Raw genomic sequence first — 26,216 nt, 5'->3', positions numbered from 1 at the left:
TCAGTTTGCTTATCTAAGCAGCGATTAAGACTTATACTTGGCTAACATCTCATCAATTTTATTTAATTCCACTTCAATCATTCGGTCACAAATATTTGGTAAACCTTTTAATTTTTGTAGCAATGCTTTTTTCTCATCTTCATTAAGAGTCCAACTCTCAGCGATACCTGTAACTAAGTAGTTGTTGCAACCTGCTTCATAACTGCCAGTCGTTTTCATTTCATAGTTATAATCTTCGATTTTAAACAATTTATTTTCAATCAAATAATTAATCATTTCTGCATTACCAACATAAAATGCATAAAAAATTAGATTTATATTTTTCTTTTTATAAAAGTAGGAATCAATATCATTGATGGTTGTATTTTCTAAAACACCTCTATCACTCTTAATTTTCTCAGTGATGAAAGGTAAATTATTCGTCAATATATTCATTGCTAATTTATAATCTTCATTACTAGGCGGCAATCTTGTTAAAAAATAATTTGCCGCATTAATTTCTCTATACTCTATTATTTTATGGTAATCAATATCACGAAGATTAACATAATTAGCAATACTTGGATTTAAATCAATTAACTTATCTAATCTACTAATATATATATCACTGTATTCCTTCTTACTTTCAGTTGCAATTTTATATACTAATTCCCGTATTAATTTTCGTTTTGACTCTTCATCAAGCAAAGTGAAATAATTTTCAGCAAAAAGAATCTCAAAATTATGATTTGTTGTTATATTCTTTGATATTTTTTTATCAAGAAAAGACCGAAGGTAATGTCTACCTTCTTCTATTTTATTAACATCAAAGTTATCTTCATGAAATTGGCAGCCAAATAAAAACTCTAAAGAGTCAATGGGGGCTTCAGACCGAAATAATGCATACCATATATAATCGTCTAGTTCATACTCAACTAAACTGCAATTTTTCCCTAATTCTTTTTCTAAAGAGTTAGTGTCTCCATTAGAAATAAATGAATGTACTTTATTTTCAAAATCAACATTTAATTTCTGAGGAAAATAAATAATATTGTATGCAACAAAAGATATTAAGAATGCACCAACAAATTCACTTGATTTTTTGAACCTAAAAACAACCAGAAAAAAATTCAAAAATGTAAATATGAAAAATGTGAAAATACCAAAAAATATTTCACCTTTATCTTTAACAAAATAAATCCCAACATTACAATAGTATATAAAATTTAAAAATGGAATAAAAATAGAGGCAATAATCAGACTTCTCCATTTATAAACCTTTTTATTATTTTTTAATTTACTTTTAAAACTATTCTCTTCATCATCCTTAGCAAGAAATTTTTCAGAATTACATTCTGAGGTTTTATCCTTTGGTATTGTATCGTTGAAAGCATTTCCAATTGAAATCAAGTAGGTTATACATAAAGTAATTAAGACTACCGCACCGATCGCAACAACATAACCAAGACCATCAAACATAACAATTCCATTTATCATTAACAAATATCAGTGCATAGTCTTAATGTTAAATTTACCTTAGGTACATAAGATAAATCTCACTCACGTACTATTCCTTACCTTTGATGCCTATTAGCTTAAACATTATCCCTTTGCGTGCATTTACTCCCCCGCCTCGTCCACACGCAAAAGGGGGACAAGCGTATAATGTAGTTAAACTCGTACCAATTCAAATAAGTGATAACAATTTAATGGTAAAGTGATTGTGCTGTTTTGTGCAAAATTTTAATACTATTGGTTTTAAAAGTTCCTAATTTTGAATCTAACTACAACTTTGAAAATATCTTTTGATATTTTAATTATTATTATATTACTTAATTTTATTAAGTGTTATCAAAAGGTGCATAGTATGATTGAAAGTGTTTGTAGTTAAGCAGACTTGCTGAGGGAGGGATATATGTACATAAAAAAATCTGCACATCGGCAGCCTATAGATGAATGGAGGGGGAAACTAACTCTCACTGTTTTCCTGAAATACCCAGCACTTAATCACTTCAGGTGTTTTAAACGTATCCCCTCCGCAGCGTGCTATTAAACTCACTGTTTACTACACTTCTTACCGTCTTAACGCTCACAAACTTACGCATTCGGCCTGATTTTAGTAAATTTTTAATATCTGTATTCACCAACATCGATTGACGATGTTCACTGGCCACCTACGCAATATAGTTAAAGTTCACCGCATAAACACCCTTTTCACTACTGTGATTCACACCAAAAGCCTCGTTATCGTGTAAATAATCAAACAGCTCCCAAAACTCCATTACTTGCGGTTGGTCGAGTTGATTCGCTTGAACCCGTTGTTTAGACAACTCAATAATAAAGTCACGGGTTTGCCGTATATGGGCAGCTTTCACAGGAAGAACTAACGCTAACGTTTCTAGCAATGCAATTAACTGTGCGTGATTCTTGGCGATCCGCTCATGGTTAATGGCGGCAGTATTATTACTTTGCAGAGAATCCTAGGTCACTCGACATTACAGCAAACACTGACCTACGCACACTTTGCACCGGACTTTCTTCAAGATGCGATTACGTACAACCCATTAAAAGGAGGAACAGAGTTAGCTTAATAGATTGTTCGTTTTAGGATGATTTTGACGACGAAAACCGAGGCAAATTTAACTTTTGCGTGTCCACAAATTGTCCACAATGGGATGCATTTCTCCGCTGTAAGTACCACCAAATCAGCGTTTAGATCGTCCACAAGTTGTCCACACTTGAACACTTTTAGGCACTTTTGAGCCTTTTTTGTACAGATTATGCACAAAAAAAAAGGCACTCGCCCCCGAGTGCCTTTTGACTACAACTCACTGAATATAAAGTAAATTACACCTATTCAGCGGTTCTGGTACTTGTGCGGATTAGGTAGTCAAATGCGCTAAGTGCGGCTTTTGCCCCTTCTCCGGCTGAAATAATAATTTGCTTATAAGGTACTGTTGTACAGTCCCCCGCGGCAAAAATACCTTTAACACTCGTTTCGTTACGTGCGTCGATTTCAATTTCACCCATACGGTTTCTTGCTATAGTATCTCCCAACCAATTGGTGTTGGGTAATAAACCGATTTGTACGAATGCCCCTGCAACCTCAAGTAAATGAACGCTATCATCTGTACGGTCTTTATACTCAAGACCCGTCATTTTGCTACCATCACCTTTAACCTCTAAGGTTTGTGCATTCAAAATAATATCGACATTACTTAAACTGCGGGCTTTTTCTTGTAACACAGAATCCGCTTTCAGTTCTGGTGCAAATTCAAGCACAGTAACATGGTCAACGACTCCCGCTAAATCGATAGCCGCTTCAATTCCTGAATTACCACCACCAATTACCGCTACACGTTTACCTTTAAACAATGGACCATCGCAATGTGGGCAGAATGTAACGCCTTTAGTGCGGTACTCTTGTTCCCCAGGAACGCCCATGTTTCTCCAGCGAGCCCCCGTAGAAATAATGATGCTGCGTGATTTTAAGATACCACCTGATGCTGTCTCAATTTGGTGTAAACCACCTTCCTCTGCTGCGGGTATCAATTTCGCTACCGATTGACCATCAATGACATCAACATCATAACTATCGACATGATTTTTTAACGCGCCCGCAAAAATTGCCCCTTCGGTTTTAATCACTGAAATATAATTTTCAATATCAACGGTATCCATTACTTGGCCGCCAAAACGCTCACCGATCACCCCAGTACGGATCCCTTTACGAGCAGTATAAATTGCAGCTGAAGCACCCGCAGGGCCACTGCCAATTACCAGTACTTCAAATGGCTTACGTTCTGTCAGTGATTTTGCTGCGCGTGCATCCGAGTTGGTATCAACCTTGCTAACAATCTCACTTAATGTCATACGCCCTTGGCCAAACTCTTTTCCATTAAGGAAAACCGCAGGAACGCCCATTACATTACGCTCGTCAATTTCGTTTTGAAAAAGCGCACCGTCAATCGCGGTATGGCTAACATTGGGGTTCAATACAGCCATTAAATTCAGTGCTTGAACAACATCAGGGCAGTTATGGCATGATAACGAGTAATAAGTCTCAAAATGAAACTCACCTTCTAGGCCTTTAACTTGTTCCAATAACTCTTGTGCTTCTTTCGATGGATGACCACCAATTTGCAATAATGCCAGCACAAGAGAGGTAAATTCATGTCCCAGTGGCGAACCTGCAAAACGCAAGCCACTATCTATTCCTGGGTTAGTAATTAAAAAAGAAGGTGTTCTTATCGCGTCGTTGCGTTCTTCACGCACACTGACTTTATCTGATAGTGATGCGATTTGTTCTAACAGCTGTTTGATTTCATTTGATTTTTGGCTGTCATCTATATTAGCAACTAATTCAACGGGTTTAGTTAAACGTTCTAAGTAGGCTTTTAATTGTGCCTGTAAATTATTGTCGAGCATGTAATCCCCTTTAATTTTAATCATAAAATCGGGTACATATACCCGTCCATGCTTCAAGTTGCAGGCCTAAACACCTGCAACTTGAATAGTTTTTTTATTAATCTAGAAACTAATTAGATTTTGCCAACTAAGTCTAAAGACGGAGACAGTGTCGCATCACCTTCTTTCCATTTCGCTGGGCAAACTTCACCTGGATGGCTAGCTACGTATTGCGCAGCTTTAACTTTACGCAGTAAATCTGAAGCATCACGGCCAATACCTTCAGCAGTGATTTCAATTGCTTGAATGATACCTTGTGGGTCAACAACAAACGTACCACGGTCTGCTAGACCTTCATTCTCACGCATATTTTCAAAGTTACGAGTTAATGCGCCAGTTGGGTCACCGATCATGGCATATTTAATTTTGCCAATAGTGTCTGAGCTTGCATGCCATGCTTTATGTGTAAAGTGGGTATCAGTAGATACAGAGAAAATCTCAACACCTAATTTTTGGAATTCTTCGTAATGGTCAGCAATATCGCCTAATTCCGTTGGGCAAACGAAAGTAAAGTCAGCTGGATAGAAGAAGAAAACACTCCATTTACCTTCAACGTCTTTTTCAGAAACTTCGATAAATTGACCGTCTTTGAATGCTTGGTTAGTAAAAGGTTTGATTTGAGTATTAATTAATGACATATGATGTTCTCCTGTTTGGTTGCCTATTAAGTTACTGTTTTACAGCAATTAAATCCAATCAGTACCCACTATCGATTTGATAGGTATAACCTAATCATTGTCATATAATTAATAGGTGCGACATTAAAACGCTTACTGAACTCTTCAGCAAGCGTTTTGTTGTTAGGAAGGTGTTTTTTCTATGATTATGCCATCGTGGCAATAGTTTTGCGGAAGCGGAACAATGCAAGTGTAAAGAAAACACTCCCAATGACGATTAAAATAACAAATTGCGGCCAAACTATTTGGAAACCTGCACCACGATACAAAATAGCTTGCGCAAGGCTAACAAAGTGAGTTGTCGGCATAGTTTGCATAATATCTTGCACTAATTGAGGCATACTCTCACGTGCCGTCATTCCCCCAGAAAGCATATTTAAAGGTAATAAAACTAAAATCATCAATAGACCGAACTGAGGCATGGACCTTGCGATAGTTCCCATAAAAATCCCGATTGATGTCGTCGCAAATAAACTCAGCGCAACCCCTCCCATAAAGAGCAATATAGACCCCTCAATAGGAACTTGCAGCAAGGTTTTAACCACCAGCAACAATGAAACACCCGATGCAATCAGTACCACCAGCCCCATGGACCATATTTTCGACATCATGATTTCAAATGGCGTCAACGGCATCACCATCAAGTGCTCTACTGTGCCATGCTCCCGTTCACGGATTAACGCAGCCCCAGTCAAGACAATAGACAACATCGTGATATTGTTGATAATCGCCATTACGGAACCGAACCACGATTGCGTCAAATTAGGGTTAAAACGCATCCTCACTTCTAAGTCTACTGGCAAGCTTGCATTACTTCGATATTTTGCTAAAAACTCGTTAACCTCTCCTAATGTAATATTTTGGATATAGCTATTTCCTAAAAAAGCTTGGCTCATCCGTGTTGCATCAATATTAACTTGGATTTCAGGTTGTCGCCCTGCAAGAACATCTTTTTGAAAATTAGGTGGAATATCGAGTGCGAAGGTGTATGAACCTCTATTTAATAAACCGTCAATTTGGTCAGGTGTAATATCTGCCGGGGGTAAAAAATACGGGGCATAAAAGCTGTTGATGATCCGATTCGATAACTGTGAGCGGTCTTGATCGGCTATCGCAATAGGCGCGTTATGTAACGAACCCGGCGTAACCGTTGCCGATGAATAAATCGAAACGGTAAACGCAAAGACGATCAATGCAAGCATCGCTTTATCTCGGCCTAAGCTGCGTAACTCTTTAACCCCTAGGTTGATGATATTTTGTATTTTACGCATCATACTAAACCTCCTGCTTTTTCAAAAACAATACGCTTAAGCCAATAACAAGCGGTACCGTGATAAGTAGCGGGATAAATGATGCCTGTAAATCAAATAAATTCAGCCCCTTAGAGAATGTCCCCCGAGTGATGGTTAAGAAATGTGATGTCGGGTAGACCATACCAACCCACCGACCTATTCCTTCTAATGAAGATACGGGGTCAATCATTCCTGAAAATTGAGTCGCAGGAATTAAAGTAATGATTGATGTACCAAAAATAGCAGCGATTTGGCTTTTCATAAAACAAGAAATGAGTAAACCAATCCCCGTTGCAATACTGACATACAAGAAAGCCGCTAACGTCAACGTTAGGAAGCTCCCCTTAAATTCCACACCAAATATATATACCGATAAAATGCACAGTAATAAAAAGTTAAACATGCCTAATAAAATATAAGGCAATTGTTTACCAAGCAAAAACTCTAATTTGGTGATCGGGGTGACATAAAGATTGATTATCGAACCTAATTCTTTTTCGCGTACCACACTAAGAGCACTTAACATGGCTGGGATCATCATTAATAACAATGGGATAACCGCAGGTACAATAGCGGGTAAGCTGCGAACATCAGGGTTATAACGATAGCGAGTTTCGATATTGATAGCCGGCATCCCTGCAACCCCGACAGGTTGACGAGCAGCCATTGTACTTAGCCAAGCAAGGTGCATAGCTTGCACGTAGCCACGTACCGTTTCTGCTCGGTTTGGCATTGCGCCATCAATCCATACCCCAATTTTGACATTATTTCCTCGAGCAACATCCCTCGCAAAATTAGGTGGAATTTCTATAGCAACGGTAATCTTACCGCTACGCATTCCAGCCTCTAAATCATCATAATCTTTGATAGGCGGCTGCTCGATAAAATAACGAGAACCTGCGAGGTTTAGAGTATATCCTTGACTTAACCCCGTTTGGTCACGATCTAGTACTGAAAAGCGTAAGTTTTCGACGTCCATGCTAATCCCATAACCCATAATAAACATTAGGATCACTGTTCCAAGTAACGCTAATGTTGAACGAACCGGGTCGCGGCGAAGCTCCATGCCTTCACGAATGGAATAGCTGAATAACCGACGTAAGCTAAAACGCTTTTTAAGTGCATCTGTTGCTTGCTCTTTTAATGCAGGGTCAACATGGAATTCAGGGGCTGTTTCTTGCTCAGCTCCCGCTTCCCCTACAGCATCTTGTAAATAGGCGATAAAGGTTTCTTCAAGAGTGCCTAAACCTCTTTTTTTGGTTAAATTAACTGGCGTATCACAATCCAGTACTTTCCCTGCATGCATCAACGAAATTCGGTCACAACGCTCAGCTTCATTCATAAAGTGGGTCGAAATAAAAATTGTGACACCGTCACGTCTTGATAGGTCTACCATCAAATTCCAGAACATATCCCTCGCGACAGGATCGACCCCTGAGGTAGGCTCATCTAGGATTAACATCTCTGGTTCATGGATCACCGCAACGGCCAACGATAAGCGCTGGCGGATGCCTAGAGGTAAATCATCTGGCATGGTTTCTCTAACATCTTCCAACTCAAAGCGTTGGCACATGTCATTAATACGCTGTGCAATGCTATCTTCTGGAATATGAAAGAGTTTCGCATGCAGTTCAAGGTTTTGCTCTACACTCAGTTCGCTATACAGGGAGAAGGCTTGTGACATATAGCCCACACGCTTACGCGTTTCAATATCTTTAGGGTCAATTTCTTGCCCAAATAACCAAGCTTGTCCTTCACTCGCTTGTAATAGCCCGGTTAGCATTTTCATGGTGGTCGATTTACCACAACCGTTAGAACCTAAAAAACCAAATATCTCCCCTTTAGGGATTTTTAAGTTCACATGGTCAACCGCCACAAAATTACCAAAGCGCATCGTCAAGCCTTGCGCTTCAATCGCAATCACATCATCTTTTGATTTATCACGCGGGGGAATAATGACTTTTTTGTGGCCACTGCGTTTTTCTTCAGGTAACAATTGAATAAACGCAGCTTCAAGATCATCACAATGGGTTTGTTTTTTTAGCTCCGATGCGTGACCGGTGGCTAAAACTTTACCGTCGTCCATCGCAACCAACCAATCGAACCGTTCCGCTTCTTCCATATACGCGGTTGCCACTAATACACTCATGTTTGTTTGACGTAAACGAATTCGGTCAATCAGGTCCCAGAACTGCGCACGAGATAATGGGTCTACCCCTGTCGTCGGTTCATCTAAAATAAGTAAATCCGGGTCATGAATCAACGCACAACATAGGCCTAATTTTTGTTTCATCCCTCCCGATAGCTTACCAGCGGGTCGGTCTTTAAACGGAGCGAGCCCTGTGCTTTCAAGTAAGTCTTGAATCCGGTACTCACGTTCAGCTTTTGATTGGCCAAACAGCCGGCCAAAAAAATCCACATTCTCATATACGGATAGTGTGTGGTACAGGTTCTTTCCTAGCCCTTGCGGCATGTAAGCAATTCGTGGGCATACTGCCCTGCGATGCAAAGCGCTGTTCATATCCCCATCAAGTACCCTTACGTGGCCTTGCTGAATCGCCCTAGCCCCTGCAATTAGTGAAATTAGACTCGATTTACCCACTCCATCAGGCCCTATTAGCCCAACCATTTTCCTCGCAGGGATAGAAAGAACAATGTCATCCAACGCACAATTTTCACCATAATGCTGGCTGACATGCTGTAAATCGATTATCACATCATCCATCAATTTGTTGGTCATTGCGGTAATCTCACCTCAAGTTCAGCAGGCCAAGGTTCATTTGGGTCTAAACGCACATAAGCCTTTCCTGGTAACCCCGTTTTGACGTATTCAAGGTGTTGCTCTAATAATTCAGGTGATATGCGCGCCCTAACCCGGAACATTAGCTTTAAGCGTTCATTTTGGGTTTCCACCGTTTTTGGGGTGAATTGAGCCACGCTGGCAACAAAGGTTGTTTTTGCCGGAATAACAATATTAGGCGCAGCATCAAGGATAATATGGACATCGCTACCTATCGCAACTTTCCCTGCATCTTCTGTCGGCAAGAAAAATGTCATATAAACATCGCTTAAATCAACCATATTTAAGACCCGCCCACCGGCTCCAAGTACCTCTCCTGGCTCAGCTACACGGTATTGAACGCGTCCATTTCTTGGGGCTTTTAAAATACTATCGTCTAAATCTGCTAAAATCCTGCGCTCTGTAGCCGTCGCGGCTTCAACACGGTTTTTAGCTTGTACAATCCCTGCAGAAGCAGAATCAATGGCAGAAGTCGATGCGGCAACTTGTGCTTTAGAAGCTTCTAAAGCGGCTCTAGCCCCTTGCATCTGCGCGGTATCATCATCAACTTGCTGCTGTGAAACGGCGTTTGTTCTGACTAATGCTCTAGAACGATTAAGCCGTTTTTGTGCGGCATTCAACTCAGCTTCACGTTGGCGAACGACTGCTTGAGCGGCTAATTTTTCGCTCTTACGTTGTGCTAAGGCAGATTCAGCCGTAGTGACGGCACTAATCGCTTGACGCAATTGTGCTTGTACTTCATGCAGTTGCTCTTGAAGAGCACGAGTATCCATCCGTGCGAGCTCTTGACCTGCTTTAACAAAAGCCCCTTCTTTTACGTTGATTGTTTCAATTCTACCTGCTGTTTTAGTCGCAATATCAATCTCAGTTGCTTCAATACGGCCGTTACTCTGCGCAAAGCCCGCAGGTAGCCCCCCAGAGTTCACACTCCAGTAATAATAGCCGCCCACGGCAATAATGATTATTAAAATGAGATACAACGATACTTTTCGCTTATTTATTTTCATACCATCCCTTTTCCATTAAATGAGAAAACAATGAACAACAATTATTTTGATTATTAACCTGGTGAAATTAATAAAGCCGTATAACTGTTTATATACGAAATAAATACGATTAAGACTGAAGTTGTGATGCTTTCTTTTTTTAATCGAGCTACATTTTTCCAAATACAGTTCGATTATTAGCTATCTATCTAATTTAACGACATTTTATCAGGATTTATCTTAAGTATAGTTGCCGTACATCACAAAAAAATAGAATAGATTAGAAAAAGTGATAATAAGGCATTTATTGTATATGTTTATACAAAAATAAAGCCAGTATTTAATTTACTGGCTTACTTGAATAAACTTTAAAAACATCTTTAATATTACATTTACAAGTTGTTTATTTTCTACAAAAATTAACTAGCAAATATTGCAATTGTTTTTTCATCCATCCGATAACGAACCCACTCATCTTGTGGCTGTGCACCGATACTTTTATAAAAATCGATTGCGGGCTGATTCCAGTCTAAAACGCTCCATTCAAGGCGCTGACATTTGCGCTCTACAGCAAGCGTTGCAATGTATTTCAATAATTTTTTCCCTGCACCAGCGCCTCTATAATCAGGAGAAACGTATAAATCCTCTAAATATATTCCATTATTCCCTAGCCAAGTTGAATAACTTGTAAAAAATACGGCATATCCTGCAGGTTGCCCGTCAATGTAACAAATTAAAGCTTCAGTATTTGAATCTGAACCGAATAACGAATTTTCAATGTCAGTAACGGAGGCTTTTACTTCATGACGAGCCTTTTCATAATCAGCCAACTCGATGATCATGTCTAAAATTAATGCAGCATCTTGGCGTGTTGCGGGTTTTATTTCTACGTTCATTAGTCATTCCCTTATAATTTGAGCATCAATTTTATGTATTACTCGCTAAAATCCCAACCATCAGAAATTTTATTCATCTCATCATTAGCTGTATAAGTTTTGTTTATACCAATAACTTACTTCTGAGTAGATAAATTAAACAGCGCATTTTAGGACATTGCTCCTTAAACAGTCTATTTGCTATGATACCGACATTGTTCAACTTAACTAAATAATAAGGAGGCTAATCTATGTTGTTGTGTGATTTAATTGAATATTCACACTTCTTTGGTAATCGCCAAAGCTCAGGCTTTCACAGTTTTATACTGCGATAACCCTGCCTGAGCGAAATTACCAATTGGGTGTTCCCTCAGCTTACTGGGTTGTCGTTCTGACAATTCCTTGGCATTTTTATGCCTAAAAATTGAGTAAGCTATGAGTACTTTATTATCTGTAAAATCATTAAACTACGATACACCAACAACGTCTTTATTAAATGATGTTTCTTTTACCTTACAACAAGGTGAACGTATAGGCTTAATAGGCCATAACGGCAGTGGGAAAAGTACATTATTAAAACTGATAACCCACCAGTTATCTCCAAATAGTGGCACTATCACTTATGCAAACCATTGCGTCACCGCTTACATCGAACAGCATTTACCTGCAGATGTTGCTAATCTGTCACTCATTGATGCTATTGTTGAGAAGCTTCCTGAGCAAGATAAAATAACAGACCGCTGGCGGGCTGAAGTTTTATTATCTGAGTTAGGCTTTACGACACAACAATGGGAACAAAAAGCAAACACAATAAGTGGTGGTCAACATACTCGTTTATTATTAGGCCGTGCTTTAATTGAACAACCTGATTTATTACTGTTAGATGAACCGAGTAACCACTTAGATCTGCCTACCCTTATTTGGTTAGGTGATTTTCTGCAATCATGGAAAGGCAGCTTTATACTTGTTTCCCATGACCAAGCGTTACTTGATAAAGTGACCAACTGCACATGGATTTTGCGGGATAAATCGCTCCATTTTTTTCGGTTAGCTTGTAGCGCCGCTCGTCAAGCGCTAATTGAAAAAGATATCGCAGACGAACATCGGTTTCAGGCAGAGCAAAAGGAAATTGACCGCATAACCTCAAGTGCTAAGCGCTTAGCCATATGGGGACACGTGTACGATAACGAAGCACTTTCTCGTAAAGCAAAGCAGATGGAAAAGCATATTGATCGTCTTAAGGATGACCAAACAGAAGTCACAGAGGGTTACCAATGGACATTATCTTTAAATGGCAAATCCATCCCTGCAAACCGCGTACTTGAGTTAGAGAATACCGTCATTTCAACACCTAATGGCTTGCATTTATTTACTAGTGCATTTCATCAAGTTAAAAGTGGCGATCGTATTGCTATTATCGGTGCAAATGGTTGTGGTAAATCAACATTATTGCGTCTACTTTGGCAGCACTATCAGCAAGATTTACGCTATAGTTCGCAGCTAAAGTTTCATCCTGCAATTAGCACTGGTTATTATGATCAGCAACTTGCGCAGCTAAATGATAATGACACTCTACTGGATGCATTACGCCCTTTTGCACCGTTAACAGATGAACAACGCAAAATGGCCTTAATCAGTGCAGGTTTTGCTTATACTCGTCACTCACAAAAAGTAGCAACACTGAGTGGCGGGGAACGCTCTAGACTGTTGTTTATTGGTTTAAGTTTGGCTCAATATGAATTATTGTTACTGGATGAGCCAACAAACCACCTTGATCTTGAAGGGAAAGAAGCACTAAGCGAGCAAATCCGCCAATTTTCAGGGGCATTACTGGTCGTCAGCCATGATAGGTGGCTGATCGAAAATAGCTGCCAACGTTTTTGGTTTATTAATGATAATCGTTTGGAAGAATACCTCAATGTAGATGATATCTATCATAAAATTGAGCAGCAATCCCAGCTGTTGTTAGTCAATAATCCCCCGCTTATTAATGCAAGTGCGGAGCTTGATGTTTACCCTAGCAAAGCAACTCAGGAAGATGAATTGCTAGAAAAATTGTTAGTGTTAGAGGAAAAGTTACAAGCTGACCAAAAACGCAAACTGAATCATCAAAAACCACAATTACAGCAGCAATGGATTGAAGAAATTGCCTATATACAATCTCAATTAGGTTTATAACCTATTCCCCTGATAATTCAATATTATCAGGGGAATTTATACCATTCATGTTTCTATGATAAATTTAATTTATTATAATTTTAAGTAAGAATACTCTTTTTTTAGCATTCTAATTATTTATTTTTTTCATTAACATTAACAATCTTTGAATGTTAATAATATTTTTATATTTTATATTTCCCATTAAAGATAAACATATAGTCCAAAATTTAGTATACCTACAAACCCAATAAACAAGGTTAATTATTATGCAGAAATATAGGATCACCGATATTGAAAAAAATCATGATGGCATCACACTATATAAAATAGAAAATCTAATAACCAAAGAATATGGTGGATGGGTTAGTAGTGAAAGTAATTTAAGTCAGGAAGGTAATTGTTTTATTTTAGATGATGCGATGGTATATGGTAACGCTCATATTTCTGGTGATGCACAAATATCTGGTAATGCCTGCATATGTGACGATGCAAAAGTATATGACAATGCTATGGTTTATGGTAATGCTCTAATATCCGATAATGCAAATATTTATGGAAATGCAAAAGTATCTGATAATGCTAGTGTTTCTGGTAATTCTAAAGTATTAGATAAATCCGATGTTTTCGATAATGCTAAAGTTTCAGGCAATGCTGAATTAAGAGGAAGATGCCTTATTATGAATTCAGCTGAAATAAGCGAATTTGCTCAAATCACAGGAAAAGATTATACCGCAGTAATAATAAAAGACTCTGCTAAAGTTTATGGTAATGCCATAGTGACTAATAATTCTATTATTAGTGGTCATGCTGAGGTTTATGACAATGCGAAAATACTTATTAGTTGTCAGGTAACTAATTATGCAAAAGTCTATGAAAATGCCACTGTAGAAGGCAGTCCACTCATTAGTGAAAATGCTCAAGTTTATGGTAATGCCCTTATCAGGAATAATGCAATAATAAGAGGTAATGCGAGGGTTTATGGCAATGCGTCAATAAATTTAGGCACCGTGATAGAGGGAAATGATTATGTATCGGGTATTTGCTACTGGGAGGATATTCACTCTCTATCCGCCTTAAAAATATTCATTCCTGGTGGAGGTAAAGCTGCATCTATTTATGCTAATGGCAACCACCAAGTTCAGGTTGAAATTAATATCGAAGCGAAAAACAATCACAACCAACCACTTGACATATCGCCAAAAGATATATTTAAAAACATTCAACTAGTAGATTATAAGAATGAACCGTTTTCTAATGTACTTCACTATACTGATATATGCGGAAACTATGCCCCAAACAGTGGTACGTCTAATAAACAGGTTAACATTTCATCATGTATTGTCTATGTCTCTCTTAACCATCTAATTGAAGCATTTAAACTCTGTGTAAGATGTCAAATTAATCAAGATGAATATACTACAGCCCTAGAATATAATGGGAAAAATAAAATGCCTGATTATGTTCTATTGAATGTACTACCCAAACGTATTTTTTCAGAGTCCGATCTTGATAAGTACTCTCTTGAACACCCCATTATCGAGAAAGGCGTGGGTGGTTACTCAAATAGCATTTTGACTAAATACTACGTAAGATTTAATAATACAAATGGCACAATTACTCATGACGTATCATGCCAAGAGCATCTATGGTTCCACTATAAACAAACAGGTAATTACAAAGGTTGTAGCACATCAACGGACTCTTCAGTCAAACAAAATCACGATGCCGCATATACAACAACATTTCATTTCACACAAAAATGGTCCATCACTGTTACATCAAAAAACCATGAAAAATCAGGGTTATGCTTTTGGAGTTACCGTGTTTGGTATGGTGCTTTATGGAATTATAGTGAATGGGGAGAAAAAATGGCGTTTATTTTGCGTGACCAATATGGAAATGAAGCCACAATTATAGCCAAGGTAGGTAATGATGAACATATTAAATTTTATGTTAGCTAACCAACTGCATTATTATATTTATTAATTTCTCAGCATTATAAATTATAACGCTTATTATTTTAATAATGTCATAATCAAAAACATCCAACAAAAATCAATAATAAATTAAATGGATAACATTCTATGAATACATTTTTTTCACAAAGCCAAAATTTCATAAGTGCATTAAAAACAGGAATAGACCCTAGAACCGGTATTTTTTCCTTAAATATCCCTATCGTTAATATTAATTGTAACTATGGCATGGGCCCCGAAATTAACTTATCATTATGCAGTAGTTCATTACAAAATAATAATAGTGGCTTTGGTATGGGCTTCTCATTACCATTAACCACCTATAACAGTAAGAACAAACTACTTCACTTATCATCTGGTGAAAAATATCTTATTAATGATACTGTTGCCAATTTTGAAGTAAAGCAAAAAAAGTTAAATAATTTTATTTTTGAACGTTTGGATGATTTTTATAAAATCACCTATAAATCAGGTGTAGTTGAAATATTAGAAGGACCATCTTCGGGAAGTGATATCAAAAACACATTAAAAATCGAAAGTTATGATGGCCATTTTGTTACCCTAAAATGGGCGTTTTTTGGCTTCCCTCACCTTTTAGAAATAAAAGATGAAAATAATGTTTTATTATCGATAGACTACGAAAATTATAATCAGCCTATAATATCAATATACCCCCTATCACTAGAATGCTATAAAATAAAATTAAAAATATTCAATGGACATTTACAGCAACTTATAAAAACAACAGAAAATTATATTTGGCATTTCAGTTATAATGAATATGGTTACATAGAAAAAATAATACATCCTACTGGGTTGGTTGAATCTATTTATTATCAAAGAGACCTCATTAGATTCCCTGAGGATATATACCCTGCACTAATTGCCGCAACTCGCCATACGTTATCCTTCCAAGGAGAACAACCTGATATTGTCACCTCCTATACTTATACAAACACAAATTATTTAGGCTTTGCTAGCGGATTAAATTTCAAATCGGATACTGATAATTTATATTCGCTTTTAACTAATTATACTTATGGGTCTACAGAAATACAGAGAAGTGATGACCTAATTATAGAAACTAAACGGCTCTATAATAACTATCATTTACTGACAAATGAAATTACAACATATCAATCACATAATGGTTCTATTAATATTAATCGTACAGACTATGATTATTACGCCGTTATCGGTCTTCCTTTTGATAAGCAACCCCCTCAATTTCAATTCGTTAACAAAAAAACTATCACATGGGAAAATCAACAAGGTCAAAAACGACAAGATGTTTATCAATCCGAATTTGACGAACATGGCAACCCTACATTAGAAATACATCCCGATGGTACGCGAACCATTATGCAATGGTATTCAGCAGAAGAAAGTAGCGATACCAATAATAATTTATTGTGCCCTCGCGAAAAAAATGGATTTGTCCGCTTCATGAAATCCAAAATAGTAATACCTAACCAAACTGATTATCAAACACCGACTACATCAACATATTATTCCTACAGCTACCTAGAAAATACCGAGATAATTATTTTACACCAAGAACAATATTATGCAGATAATCGTTTACTGCAAAAACGTATTTTTGAGTTTTGTAGCCAGAGAAATGGTATAGAATATGGTAGAATAACAGCTAGTTATAATATTTTTTATCAAGATGGGGAAAACTCAACCCACTTCGATTCAAAACAATCTATTAGCACTTCTATACAAAACCAGCAAATAGTTCAAAAAAATCAATTTCAAGGGCATGATGGTTGCCAATTAGCAACAATGAAAAAACTATCAATGCTGAGTTTATGTTTGCTGAGTGAAATAAATAGGTTAGGCATTCAAACTAATTATACTTATGACCAGATTGGCCGGATATTGAGCCAAACTGAAGCTGTGGGTTCCGCCTATGAGCGAACAATATATTGGCATTATAAAATCACTCATTTAGGCCCTATTACTTATGAAAAAGACTCATATGGTAATCAAGCAAAAATACTTTTCAATAGTTTAGGTTACCCTATAAAACAATATCAATTTGATAATGATGGAACTCAAGAATGGTACGAGGTAAAGCATCAGAAATATGGGCCATTAGGTAACCTACAAGCAACAACAGAACAAGATACCCAATTTTCTGATAGAAAACAGCAGTGCTATACCATAAATACAACCTATAAAAGAGACTCATGGGGTGAAATTACCACGACAAGGCTTAATAATAATTTTGAAACACACCGAATAGTTGACCCAATCTTATTAACCGAAACACATACTCAGCAAGGTTGGTTAAACGGCCAACATCTACAAAGTGGCCAGTGGATGACTATTCTTAATAAGAAAAATCAATTGCCCAAACTCACACTACGTATTGATTCGAATAGTGAAATTATTGCCTCTCAACAACACTTTTGGGACGGTTCAGGGCGTTTACGTAAACAAATTGATGAGTTAGGCAATCCTATTGAATGGACCTATGATGTGTATGGTCGTGTTCTTAGCCAAACATTACCTGATGGCACAGTAATTGAACAAACATATGTCCCATATTTAATGGGAAAAGAAGTTTCGTCCATTCAAGTAACTGATATCAATGGCCATTGCTGGGTTCTAGGAAGCCAAGAATTTGACAGTTTAGGCCGTTTAACCCTACAAGAAAGCGGCAAACGAGTCACAACCTACCAATATGATAACGCATCCCCCTCGCCTTCATTCATCACATTACCTTCAGGAGAAACCGTACATTATGAGTATATCCCTGAATTAAATAATGCCATAAATAAGGTCAATGTATGTGGCGTCACTCAGGAGTTTGAATATGATTTAGCCACCGCAGAACTGTTACATTCTACAGAAAAAGACACAAAAGTGAGCAATCAATGGAATAATTCAGGCACATTGAAACGAGAAACAATGATTTTATCGGGTGTAACTAAGCAGACTGAATATCAATGGACATTGCAAGGAAAGCCCGTGTCATACCATGATATTACAGGGGCAAAAACAGACTATCAACGAGATAAATATGGTCGATTAAGTCGAATTTTTGATAGTGCTCTGATAACTGATTTTACCTATGATGCGCTGGGTCGTTTAATTACGCAAATAGTAACTGATAATTCTACCCATGCTTTTATACTCACCACATTCACTTACAATGAGTTTAATCAGGAAATTAGACGGAGTATCACCGATAACCAAGGTTCTCAATTGGTTATTCAAAGTATATGGCTAAAAAATGGCTTACTATCATCCAAACATACGACATTGGATAATAAGCCCGTAAAAAATGAAAAATATCGCTATGATAAACGTAATCGTTTAATAGGTTACTCTTTTGAAGGTAATGAGCACCCTATAGACTGCTATGGGCAATCAGTTAGACAGCAATTCTATGATTACGACCCATTAAATAACCTTATTCAGGTACGCACCGTACTAAAAAACCACGAAGTGGATATTGCCCAGCACCATTACAATAATAAAGATGACCCTACACAATTAACCGCCATATCTCATTCACACCGTAATTACCCTGCGAATATTCCACTTGAGTATGATAAATGTGGTCGTCTGATACTAGATAATGCAGGTAGGACATTACACTATGACCCTCTAGGGAGGCTTATTCGCGTTAATGGGCTGGAAAATAGCAAATATGGCTACAATGCTCTAAATCAAATTGTGAGCCAAACCGTCAAAAATAATCAAAATCATCAACTCTATTACCGCGCCGACGAGCTAGTTAATGAAATCACCACAGAAAAAAACAACAAAATTCGTTTAATAAAAGCAGGTCATACTTGCTTAGCTGTTGGATGTAATACTGAACTAACCTTAATGGCGAATGAATATAATGACAATTTAATATGGTCTTTAAATACAAACAATAAGCTGAGCCAGTCCCACTCTAGGTTGCCATATGGCGAAGATAAAACAACAGAACATTTTCTTGGCTTAAATGGTGAGCGAATTGACCCAATTACAGGTGTTTATCACCTAGGCAATGGTTATCGTGCATATAACCCATGCCTAATGCGCTTTCATTGCCCTGATAGTTTGAGCCCTTTTGGCAAAGGGGGGATAAATCCCTATGCCTATTGTGCCGGAGACCCGATAAACCGGATTGACCCATCAGGGCACTTTAGTCTTAAAGCAATGAGTGGGTTAGCGATTGGGGCATTAGGGATAATTTTCTCTGGTGTAACATTTGGTGCATCATTAGCAGCCTCTGGCGCCATCATGGCAAGTATTACACTAATATTAAGTGTTGCCTCAGATGCTACGGGGATCGCTAGCATGTTAACTCGGAAAAGTGACCCCCAAGCTTCAAGTATCTTAGGCTGGGCATCTCTTGCACTGGGTATTGCCAGCATAGGTACTAGTGTAAGTAGCCTTAAGCTCAATTCCAATAGGCTATTTTCTATACTAACAAACAAAAATAGCTCACCTCTCAGTACAAAATTAACAACCTTTGGTGGCAAAATGGAAGGGATGGTCCCTATGGGGAAAGATTTTTATTTTTTTGAAGATATCTATCATAATGAAAAGCGACTAAATATTGTTGCACATGGAATAAAACAACAAAACGGTACCGCACTACTCTACAGAAGCGCTCAAAATCATATGACCCCAAATGAATTGTATGAAATATTATCAAAAAGAAAAGACTTATCTAATTATACCAATATACGCACAATTATGTGCCACTCAGGAAATGGAGGAGAGCAGTCATTTGCAAAACAGTTAGCTAAGTTAACCAATAAACCCGTAAAAGCGTACTTAGGGCCCGTAACTGGAAATTTTGAAACCGAGGAAGTCAATAAAATTTTGCTGGGTGCGACGCGGCGTTATGGAGACGAGGGGCTCGAATATATGGTTAATCTATTTTCCCAAAAATATGAATTTCAAATAAGAAAAACCAATCCTTATTCGATTTTTTCATCGGAATATTTTTCCTATAAATATGACCCAATAAAATTTAACCCATAAAGGTAACAACATCATTATACTGATGGCACAAGCTCAATACCTTTTTCATTAGCAGGACAGTACCCATCTTTGTTATACAACCGCTGTCCTCTGGAGTTTTTTATTGGTTTATCAATAAAATAAGTTACCCTATCAATAATTATTTATAAAATACTTTTTTTAATAGCCTAAATACTAAACAAGCTTTTTAGTATTTTAATTTTTGTTTTTTATTTTTTGCACGTTTAAAATAAGAAGTTGGCACACTAGGGCAAACGACTTCTTTGAATTTTACGTCTTTATTTGAAGGTTGTATTGCTTCACCGTCAGCGGGTGTTGAGGCTTTATTCTTCTGTGTTTTGTTAGTATCTTTCATATATGATTGCTCATTCACTTGTATAATATCATTTGTTTTAGCCATTTGATTTTCCTTCTGTCACTAATACTGCATTCACTTGTTCTATTCTTTCTACTGCTCGATTGATGATCTCAACCACTTTAGTCGATTCATCCTTCGTCAATTGTTGAAGAACAATTTTATGCCTTAACAATGATTTAAATTTATCTACTGCACATTCAATTTCATTAGCAAACTGATTTCCGGCTTTCAATTCCTGTGCATATTTTAATTTTAGCTGAACTTCAGCTAAAATCTCAGCTTTGAGCAATAAAAAACACCGCCCTTCAGGTGTGATCACATAGCATTTACGGCCTTTCCCGTTATCTTTACCCTCTGTGATAAAACCTAATTCTTCTAACAAAGTCAAAGTTGGATATATCACCCCTGGGCTTGGGCAATAAAAACCAGCGGTTTCTTCCCCAATTTTTTTAATTAGGTCATAACCATAGTTTATTCCCCCTGTCAGTAAATGTAAGATATATATCCTCAACTGTTTTGGGTTGAACATGCGACTGACACTTTTGCCATTACATAAGCATGACCCTGACTGCGGTTCCCTTATCATTAAAACTCTCAGTGGTTATTCGCTATCAAAACCGATATATCTAACATAATAGCCATTTTTACAGAAAATGCTAGCTTTAGATATATCGGTTTTTCTCATATCGTGCTAATGATAATCATTCGTATATAAATCATACCAGCAATGTCGAGATAATATAGTGAAAAAATGCGATAAACTGACGATGAAGAAACCAGCCATTAAAATATGACTGGTTTACAATAAGAATGGTAATTAGCCTATATTAGGTAATATATTGAAAACTATACCTAACTGAACACCTATAACGATAATACCACAAATGAATACCAGTGATAACCCTAACCCGCCACCTAAGACTTGATACTTACGTTGATTTAATGCTCTGGATTTAAACGCCATCGCACTAGGTAATAACAACGCCAATATTGAAAGTGCTATCGCGGCATAGCCTAACGCCATCACAAACCCTTTCGGATAGAACAAGGCAAAAACTAGTGGTGGAGCAAAAGTCAGTATTCCGGTTTGTAAACGCCCTGATGCGTTATCTTGCCGTTTGAACAAATCCGCTAAGAAATCAAATAACCCTAATGCAACACCGAGGAATGACGTTGCTAAAGCGAGACTCATAAACATTTGAGCAACCAGTTCGGTTCTTTCAGATTGCGCTACATTTTTAATAGCATCTAACAGCCCGTTTAACCCTGCATTTTCAGCAAGAATACCCACGAAGGTCGTTGTACCTATACTTCCAAGAGTTGCTATTTGCCATAATATATAAGCGATTAAAGGAATAGCACTACCAATGATAAATATGATCCGTAATTTTTTTACGTCTCCTCCCATATATTTAACAATACTAGGCACACTACCATGGAAGCCAAAAGAGGTAAAAAATACCGGAATAGCAGATAATATCAGTACCTTTTCAGTCGGCGCCGACAGCAAATTTTGCTGTTCTACATGTGGTATCATTAACGCCAAAATAATCACTAAAAATACAATTTTTGCTGTAAACAATATACGGTTAATAAAATCTACCGATGACGTGCCAAAACAAACTACCCCGCCGCCGATTACTGTGAATAGCACGATCCCCATCCAATCAGCCATTTCAATGGCCAAACTGCTGTTTAAATTTGATGTGATAATTTCCCCTGCACCACTAACGTAAGCTGCTGTCAGAGCATACATCAGAAACATCATGCTAAAACCGGTAATAAACTTACCGCCTGAACCTAAATAGCGCTGAGCAACACTCCCGATCCCCGTTTCATGGGATTCATGTTGATAAACTTCAACCAATAATAATGCGGTGTAACACATCAATGCCCATAACACTAATAGCATGGCTAAACTGGCCATAAAACCATTGCCAGCGGCTGCAATTGGCATAGCCAACATACCTGCGCCAATCGTAGTACCTGCAACAATAAAAACACTACCAAGCGTGCGATTTTTCATATTGAGATCCTAGCAAGTCAATTAAACACTAATTTTATAATTGGAATGATTGAGTTTATTTTCTTCATCAACGAGTTGTTGTAGCTTGTCTGCAAAGATATTTTTTAATTCCGCCCAGTAATTATCGAAATGCCCTTTATCTCGTAAACAGTGAGTCATAATTGCCGCCCTTAATACATATACTGAACGGACCTTCTGCCACTCTTCATCTGAAAAATGTGCGTCTCGGCATAGTTTTAACGGAGTATCTCCATATTCTTCATGAGTTAACGAAGTTGAGGATGTTAGAAAATCATTAGAATAAGTGCGCCCTGAAGCATACGAACACAGCTCATATAACCGTTTATTTAATTGGTTTTGCTTTTCTAATGATGTGTTGCCTGATTCGCGGAACATAAAATTCACCATGTGGAAATCAGGTGCGGGCATTGCAGCAATTGAAAATTGACGGTCGCCAATAATAAATGGCTCACATTGGTTAATTTCCTGAATTATCCAATGAGCCGTCGTTACTCCTGCCGCGATCACCTTCCCATAGCCTAAAAGATTTAGCGGCACTAAACGATGTGCCGCCCATACCGCAGCTGCGGTTGCCCCAGATTTTGAACCTTCCATAATAGAAGAACCAAGCAACACATTCTGTACTTTGTCCGTTTTACGCTGTTTTTCTTGTACTTCCTCAAATACATAAGCAGCATGATAAGAAATCAAATCGACAATGCGCTTATCTTTCATACAAATAGCGCCAGCTGAATAAGGAATGAAACCAACTTTATGCGGGTCAACAGTAATAGAGTCGGCTTGGTTTAGTGCTTTAAAACTCTCGTATACCTCAGGCTTCGGCCAAACGATCTCTTTAGGGAATATCCCTTCACTATGATAGCGTTTAATTAGTGCATCATAATCAATGAATTGGTTATTTTCATCACGGAACATTGCACAAGCATACCCCGCATAAGCTGCATCAATATGCACATAAAATGAAACCCCGAAACGCTGTTCGCATTCCTCACGTAACTTAATGACTTCTTTAATGTTATCAATTGATCCGGTTTCTGTTGTACCCACAACAGCAACCACAGCAAGGATCGGTTCACCCCGCTCTATCAATGAAAAGACCGTTTCACGCATTTTTTGTACATCAGTTCGGTAACTTTCATCGACGGGTAACTGGACGATGTTCTGTTGACCTAAACCAAGAATATCCATCGCTTTCATCCATGAATAATGCTTGGATTGCGGCACTAATAATTTACCTAATTTTCCTTGCTCAATACCAACACCACGGCACGTTAAATCACGAACCTCTTCAAAAATGTGGCGTTTTTTTAATTCATCAATTAAGTCCAATATTTTACTAACCGGCAAATTCAGTAATTCTTTTGCTGATTTACCATTCAGTAAATGTTGTGCTTCTGGGTGTTGCACAACAGCTAATGGTAACGTTTTGATGTTTCGTGCCACCCATAACCCTTCATAATTGGCCACCGTACCACCAGAGGTAATATGCCCCCAAGCTTGTTGTACGTCATAGCCAAACATAGCGCATAAATCTAAACCAGCTTCTACTTCTAATACCGTTGTTGTAGGTGAAGATTCTTGTGCACAGTTATTGGGGTTGTACATCATCGCCATCACATAAGCGAGATTAGAGATCATCAGTGTATCGGCATTCATATGCCCCATATAACGGGGTGAAAACCAAGGAACAGATGTTGTTTTTAGCTTTGAAGAGAGTTGGTTAAGAATACCCTCGGTACGGTATAATGTATCCCTATATTCAGGGGCATACCGGTCAACAGTAGAGATAAGGTCAGGGTCTTCAGGGTGGTATCCTGAACGCCAATGCATGTGCTCTGTGATGGAATACTCCATCATCTCTTTGAAAAACACCGCATTTTCTGATTTAGGGCCTAAGAACAAGGCATCGACATTCATTTTTGAATTTTTAAAATTATTCATTATTACTACACCTTCAAACTACAAATAACTTACGTTAATTGTCTTTAAGTTAATTAACTTAATATCATTGGAAAGTGCATAACGGGCTGTGTGTTTAAAAGACATCAATATGTTAATGATATACATTTTTTAAATATCATTTAACAAGAAAATATTGATAGACAAACCGTTAATGGCCAACTTATCTATAGATATAATCTATTCCTATTAAATTATTAATAAACTAATAAGAATTTCGTTCGAAATTGTGGGCGGGGACAAAAAATCAATAATTATTTAGCTGTAAAGAGATATTTACGGTAAAAAGACTTGATAGTGTAAATTATTTGTTATAAATGACAAGTGCTTTCACTACTAGCACATACCATCAGCCAGTAGTGAAAACGCCAAGAAAAAAACAAATAATTAATTGTTTAATAAAACTATTTTACCCAGCAAATCACCAGATTCCATATGTTGATGGGCTTCTTTTACCTGTGTCAATTGGTACACTTTGTTAATAATTGGTTTTATTTTACCTTTTTGCAACATATCCCAGACTTGTGTTTTAAGATCTGTTGCAATCAATGCTTTTTCTTCAGTTGAACGGGAACGCATTGTTGAACCTGTATGAACTAATCGTTTTACCATTAACGGCATCATATTTAATTGTTTAGGGTTACCTTTCATCATGCCAATTTGAATAATCCGGCCAAATTTAGCGGCTACCTGATAGTTTTTCTCGACATAATCACCGCCTATAATATCCACCACCATATCAACCCCTCGTGATAAGGTGTAATTTAAAGCCGCTTCAACAAAATCATCGGTTTTATAATTAATGACACAATCAGCTCCTAGCTTTTTGGCTGCGTCAACTTTTTCTTCTGAACCAACAGTGGTGATCACTACTGCACCAAATGCTTTCGCTAACATAATCGCAACACTACCAATGCCGGATGTTCCTCCATGAATAAGTACCGATTCATCTTTTTTTAACTTACCAATTTGGAACACATTGGCCCAAACTGTGAAAAAGTTTTCTGGAATGCAGGCGCCTTCAATAAAAGATAATGAACCTAGCGGCAACGCTATGTCCTTATGTACTAAGCAATATTGCGCATACCCTCCACCTGCGACTAATGCACAAAGCTTATCGCCTAATTGCCACTCATCAACGTCATCAGCTTTAGCTACAACAGTTCCAGCAACTTCAAGCCCCATAATTGACGATGCATCTGGAGGCGGTGGATAAGCCCCTTTTCTTTGAAAAATATCCGGTCGATTAACCCCTGCGGCCTCGACTTTTACTAACATATAACCTGCAGAAATTCTTGGTAGTGGTTTTTCTATTAATTGCAATTTTTCAGGCCCACCAGGTTCTATAATGTCAACAGCGGTCATTGTCGTCGGTAAAGATGGTTGAGCGTGTATCATCATAATCTCCCTTCTTAAAGTTAAGTTGAAAAATTGATATTTATAAATTTATTTTTGTGTTAAATTAATGCTAATTAGTTTAGTATTTATAGCTTGAAAGTCATATTTCTAAGTAATTATTATCGAAGTGATAGCAATCACCTTTTTTACTGTTTAGAGGTCAAAATTTAATCTACATCAAATTTAATCTTTAATAATCTTCTTTAATTTAGCATTAACGTCTAAATACGCTAACAATTAGCTC

16 protein-coding genes and 1 pseudogene are annotated in these 26,216 nt (G+C 37.5%); 4 read left to right on the top strand and 13 right to left on the bottom strand.

All coding sequences use genetic code 11. From position 1 onward, the window contains the following. Nucleotides 1-24 precede the first annotated feature (24 nt). Both ACHB7C_RS03010 and ACHB7C_RS03005 read right to left on the bottom strand, forming a co-directional pair. Nucleotides 25-1,458, bottom strand: a complete 1,434-nt coding sequence (locus ACHB7C_RS03010) for a hypothetical protein (protein WP_395346353.1) — start codon at nt 1,456-1,458, stop codon at nt 25-27. A 695-nt stretch (nt 1,459-2,153) separates the two neighbouring features. After that, a complete protein-coding gene (locus ACHB7C_RS03005; protein WP_243853432.1) occupies nt 2,154-2,384 on the bottom strand; it encodes a hypothetical protein in 231 nt (76 codons plus the stop codon). A gap of 36 nt (nt 2,385-2,420) precedes the next feature. On the opposite strand from ACHB7C_RS03005, the pseudogene ACHB7C_RS03000 reads away from it, so the two are divergent. Continuing rightward, a pseudogene (locus tag ACHB7C_RS03000) lies at nt 2,421-2,570 on the top strand (integrase); the annotation flags it as partial. A 262-nt stretch (nt 2,571-2,832) separates the two neighbouring features. Here ACHB7C_RS03000 and ahpF read toward each other — a convergent pair. From ahpF to ACHB7C_RS02970, 6 genes are all read right to left on the bottom strand, one after another. Continuing rightward, nucleotides 2,833-4,407, bottom strand: a complete 1,575-nt coding sequence (ahpF, locus tag ACHB7C_RS02995; protein WP_071548062.1) for an alkyl hydroperoxide reductase subunit F — start codon at nt 4,405-4,407, stop codon at nt 2,833-2,835. A gap of 113 nt (nt 4,408-4,520) precedes the next feature. Then, complete coding sequence (gene ahpC, locus ACHB7C_RS02990; protein ID WP_042843832.1) at nt 4,521-5,084, bottom strand: alkyl hydroperoxide reductase subunit C; 564 nt, start codon at nt 5,082-5,084, stop codon at nt 4,521-4,523. Between the two features lie 185 nt (nt 5,085-5,269). After that, nucleotides 5,270-6,394 carry an ABC transporter permease gene (locus ACHB7C_RS02985; RefSeq protein WP_162493717.1) on the bottom strand — a complete coding sequence of 375 codons (1,125 nt, stop codon included), beginning with the start codon at nt 6,392-6,394 and terminating at the stop codon, nt 5,270-5,272. A gap of 4 nt (nt 6,395-6,398) precedes the next feature. After that, nucleotides 6,399-9,155 (bottom strand): ribosome-associated ATPase/putative transporter RbbA, encoded by a 2,757-nt coding sequence (gene rbbA / locus ACHB7C_RS02980; protein ID WP_395346350.1) that lies wholly within the window; start codon nt 9,153-9,155, stop codon nt 6,399-6,401. Continuing rightward, nucleotides 9,152-10,222, bottom strand: a complete 1,071-nt coding sequence (locus ACHB7C_RS02975; protein ID WP_042843835.1) for an HlyD family secretion protein — start codon at nt 10,220-10,222, stop codon at nt 9,152-9,154. Before ACHB7C_RS02975 ends, rbbA begins: the two co-directional genes overlap by 4 nt. A 398-nt stretch (nt 10,223-10,620) precedes the next feature. Then, nucleotides 10,621-11,097: a GNAT family N-acetyltransferase gene (locus tag ACHB7C_RS02970; RefSeq protein WP_042843836.1), complete on the bottom strand. Its 477-nt coding sequence runs from the start codon at nt 11,095-11,097 to the stop codon at nt 10,621-10,623. A gap of 414 nt (nt 11,098-11,511) precedes the next feature. On the opposite strand from ACHB7C_RS02970, the gene ACHB7C_RS02965 reads away from it, so the two are divergent. The 3 genes from ACHB7C_RS02965 (at nt 11,512) to ACHB7C_RS02955 (ending at nt 20,210) form a co-directional block, all read left to right on the top strand. Next, nucleotides 11,512-13,254, top strand: a complete 1,743-nt coding sequence (locus ACHB7C_RS02965) for an ABC-F family ATP-binding cassette domain-containing protein (RefSeq protein WP_048607160.1) — start codon at nt 11,512-11,514, stop codon at nt 13,252-13,254. A gap of 248 nt (nt 13,255-13,502) precedes the next feature. Then, entirely contained in the window at nt 13,503-15,197 is a 1,695-nt protein-coding gene (locus tag ACHB7C_RS02960) for a hypothetical protein (RefSeq protein ID WP_395346347.1), read from the top strand. A 123-nt stretch (nt 15,198-15,320) separates the two neighbouring features. After that, on the top strand, nt 15,321-20,210 hold the full coding sequence (locus ACHB7C_RS02955; protein WP_395346344.1) for an RHS repeat domain-containing protein: 4,890 nt from the start codon (nt 15,321-15,323) through the stop codon (nt 20,208-20,210). 187 nt (nt 20,211-20,397) lie between these two features. On the opposite strand, the gene ACHB7C_RS02950 is transcribed toward ACHB7C_RS02955, so the two are convergent. From ACHB7C_RS02950 to ACHB7C_RS02930, 5 genes are all read right to left on the bottom strand, one after another. Continuing rightward, nucleotides 20,398-20,610 carry a hypothetical protein gene (locus ACHB7C_RS02950; RefSeq protein ID WP_042843838.1) on the bottom strand — a complete coding sequence of 71 codons (213 nt, stop codon included), beginning with the start codon at nt 20,608-20,610 and terminating at the stop codon, nt 20,398-20,400. Then, the gene (locus ACHB7C_RS02945) at nt 20,603-21,154 is read right to left on the bottom strand and encodes a PadR family transcriptional regulator (RefSeq protein ID WP_042843839.1); all 552 of its coding nucleotides are present in this window, start codon (nt 21,152-21,154) and stop codon (nt 20,603-20,605) included. Before ACHB7C_RS02945 ends, ACHB7C_RS02950 begins: the two co-directional genes overlap by 8 nt. A 231-nt stretch (nt 21,155-21,385) precedes the next feature. Further along, nucleotides 21,386-22,534: a tyrosine transporter TyrP gene (gene tyrP / locus ACHB7C_RS02940; protein ID WP_230232918.1), complete on the bottom strand. Its 1,149-nt coding sequence runs from the start codon at nt 22,532-22,534 to the stop codon at nt 21,386-21,388. 81 nt (nt 22,535-22,615) lie between these two features. Then, nucleotides 22,616-24,556, bottom strand: coding sequence for a pyridoxal phosphate-dependent decarboxylase family protein (locus ACHB7C_RS02935; protein WP_395346341.1), 1,941 nt, complete (start codon nt 24,554-24,556; stop codon nt 22,616-22,618). 405 nt (nt 24,557-24,961) lie between these two features. Continuing rightward, a complete protein-coding gene (locus ACHB7C_RS02930; RefSeq protein WP_395346597.1) occupies nt 24,962-25,972 on the bottom strand; it encodes an NAD(P)H-quinone oxidoreductase in 1,011 nt (336 codons plus the stop codon). Nucleotides 25,973-26,216: the final 244 nt, after the last annotated feature.

Origin of the sequence: Providencia sp. 2024EL-00732 (genome assembly GCF_044006275.1) — a bacterium.
Taxonomy (GTDB): domain Bacteria; phylum Pseudomonadota; class Gammaproteobacteria; order Enterobacterales; family Enterobacteriaceae; genus Providencia; species Providencia huashanensis.
This window is presented reverse-complemented; position numbering and strand designations above follow the sequence as displayed.

Excerpts from the sequence above, each read along its gene's own strand:
- ACHB7C_RS03010 (WP_395346353.1), bottom strand. The coding sequence starts at position 1,458 with ATGTTTGATGGTCTTGGTTATGTTGTTGCGATCGGTGCGGTAGTCTTA.
- ahpF (WP_071548062.1), bottom strand. The coding sequence starts at position 4,407 with ATGCTCGACAATAATTTACAGGCACAATTAAAAGCCTACTTAGAACGT.
- ahpC (WP_042843832.1), bottom strand. The coding sequence starts at position 5,084 with ATGTCATTAATTAATACTCAAATCAAACCTTTTACTAACCAAGCATTC.
- ACHB7C_RS02985 (WP_162493717.1), bottom strand. The coding sequence starts at position 6,394 with ATGCGTAAAATACAAAATATCATCAACCTAGGGGTTAAAGAGTTACGC.
- rbbA (WP_395346350.1), bottom strand. The coding sequence starts at position 9,155 with ATGACCAACAAATTGATGGATGATGTGATAATCGATTTACAGCATGTC.
- ACHB7C_RS02975 (WP_042843835.1), bottom strand. The coding sequence starts at position 10,222 with ATGAAAATAAATAAGCGAAAAGTATCGTTGTATCTCATTTTAATAATC.
- ACHB7C_RS02970 (WP_042843836.1), bottom strand. The coding sequence starts at position 11,097 with ATGAACGTAGAAATAAAACCCGCAACACGCCAAGATGCTGCATTAATT.
- ACHB7C_RS02965 (WP_048607160.1), top strand. The coding sequence starts at position 11,512 with ATGAGTACTTTATTATCTGTAAAATCATTAAACTACGATACACCAACA.
- ACHB7C_RS02960 (WP_395346347.1), top strand. The coding sequence starts at position 13,503 with ATGCAGAAATATAGGATCACCGATATTGAAAAAAATCATGATGGCATC.
- ACHB7C_RS02955 (WP_395346344.1), top strand. The coding sequence starts at position 15,321 with ATGAATACATTTTTTTCACAAAGCCAAAATTTCATAAGTGCATTAAAA.
- ACHB7C_RS02950 (WP_042843838.1), bottom strand. The coding sequence starts at position 20,610 with ATGGCTAAAACAAATGATATTATACAAGTGAATGAGCAATCATATATG.
- ACHB7C_RS02945 (WP_042843839.1), bottom strand. The coding sequence starts at position 21,154 with ATGATAAGGGAACCGCAGTCAGGGTCATGCTTATGTAATGGCAAAAGT.
- tyrP (WP_230232918.1), bottom strand. The coding sequence starts at position 22,534 with ATGTTGGCTATGCCAATTGCAGCCGCTGGCAATGGTTTTATGGCCAGT.
- ACHB7C_RS02935 (WP_395346341.1), bottom strand. The coding sequence starts at position 24,556 with ATGAATAATTTTAAAAATTCAAAAATGAATGTCGATGCCTTGTTCTTA.
- ACHB7C_RS02930 (WP_395346597.1), bottom strand. The coding sequence starts at position 25,972 with ATGATACACGCTCAACCATCTTTACCGACGACAATGACCGCTGTTGAC.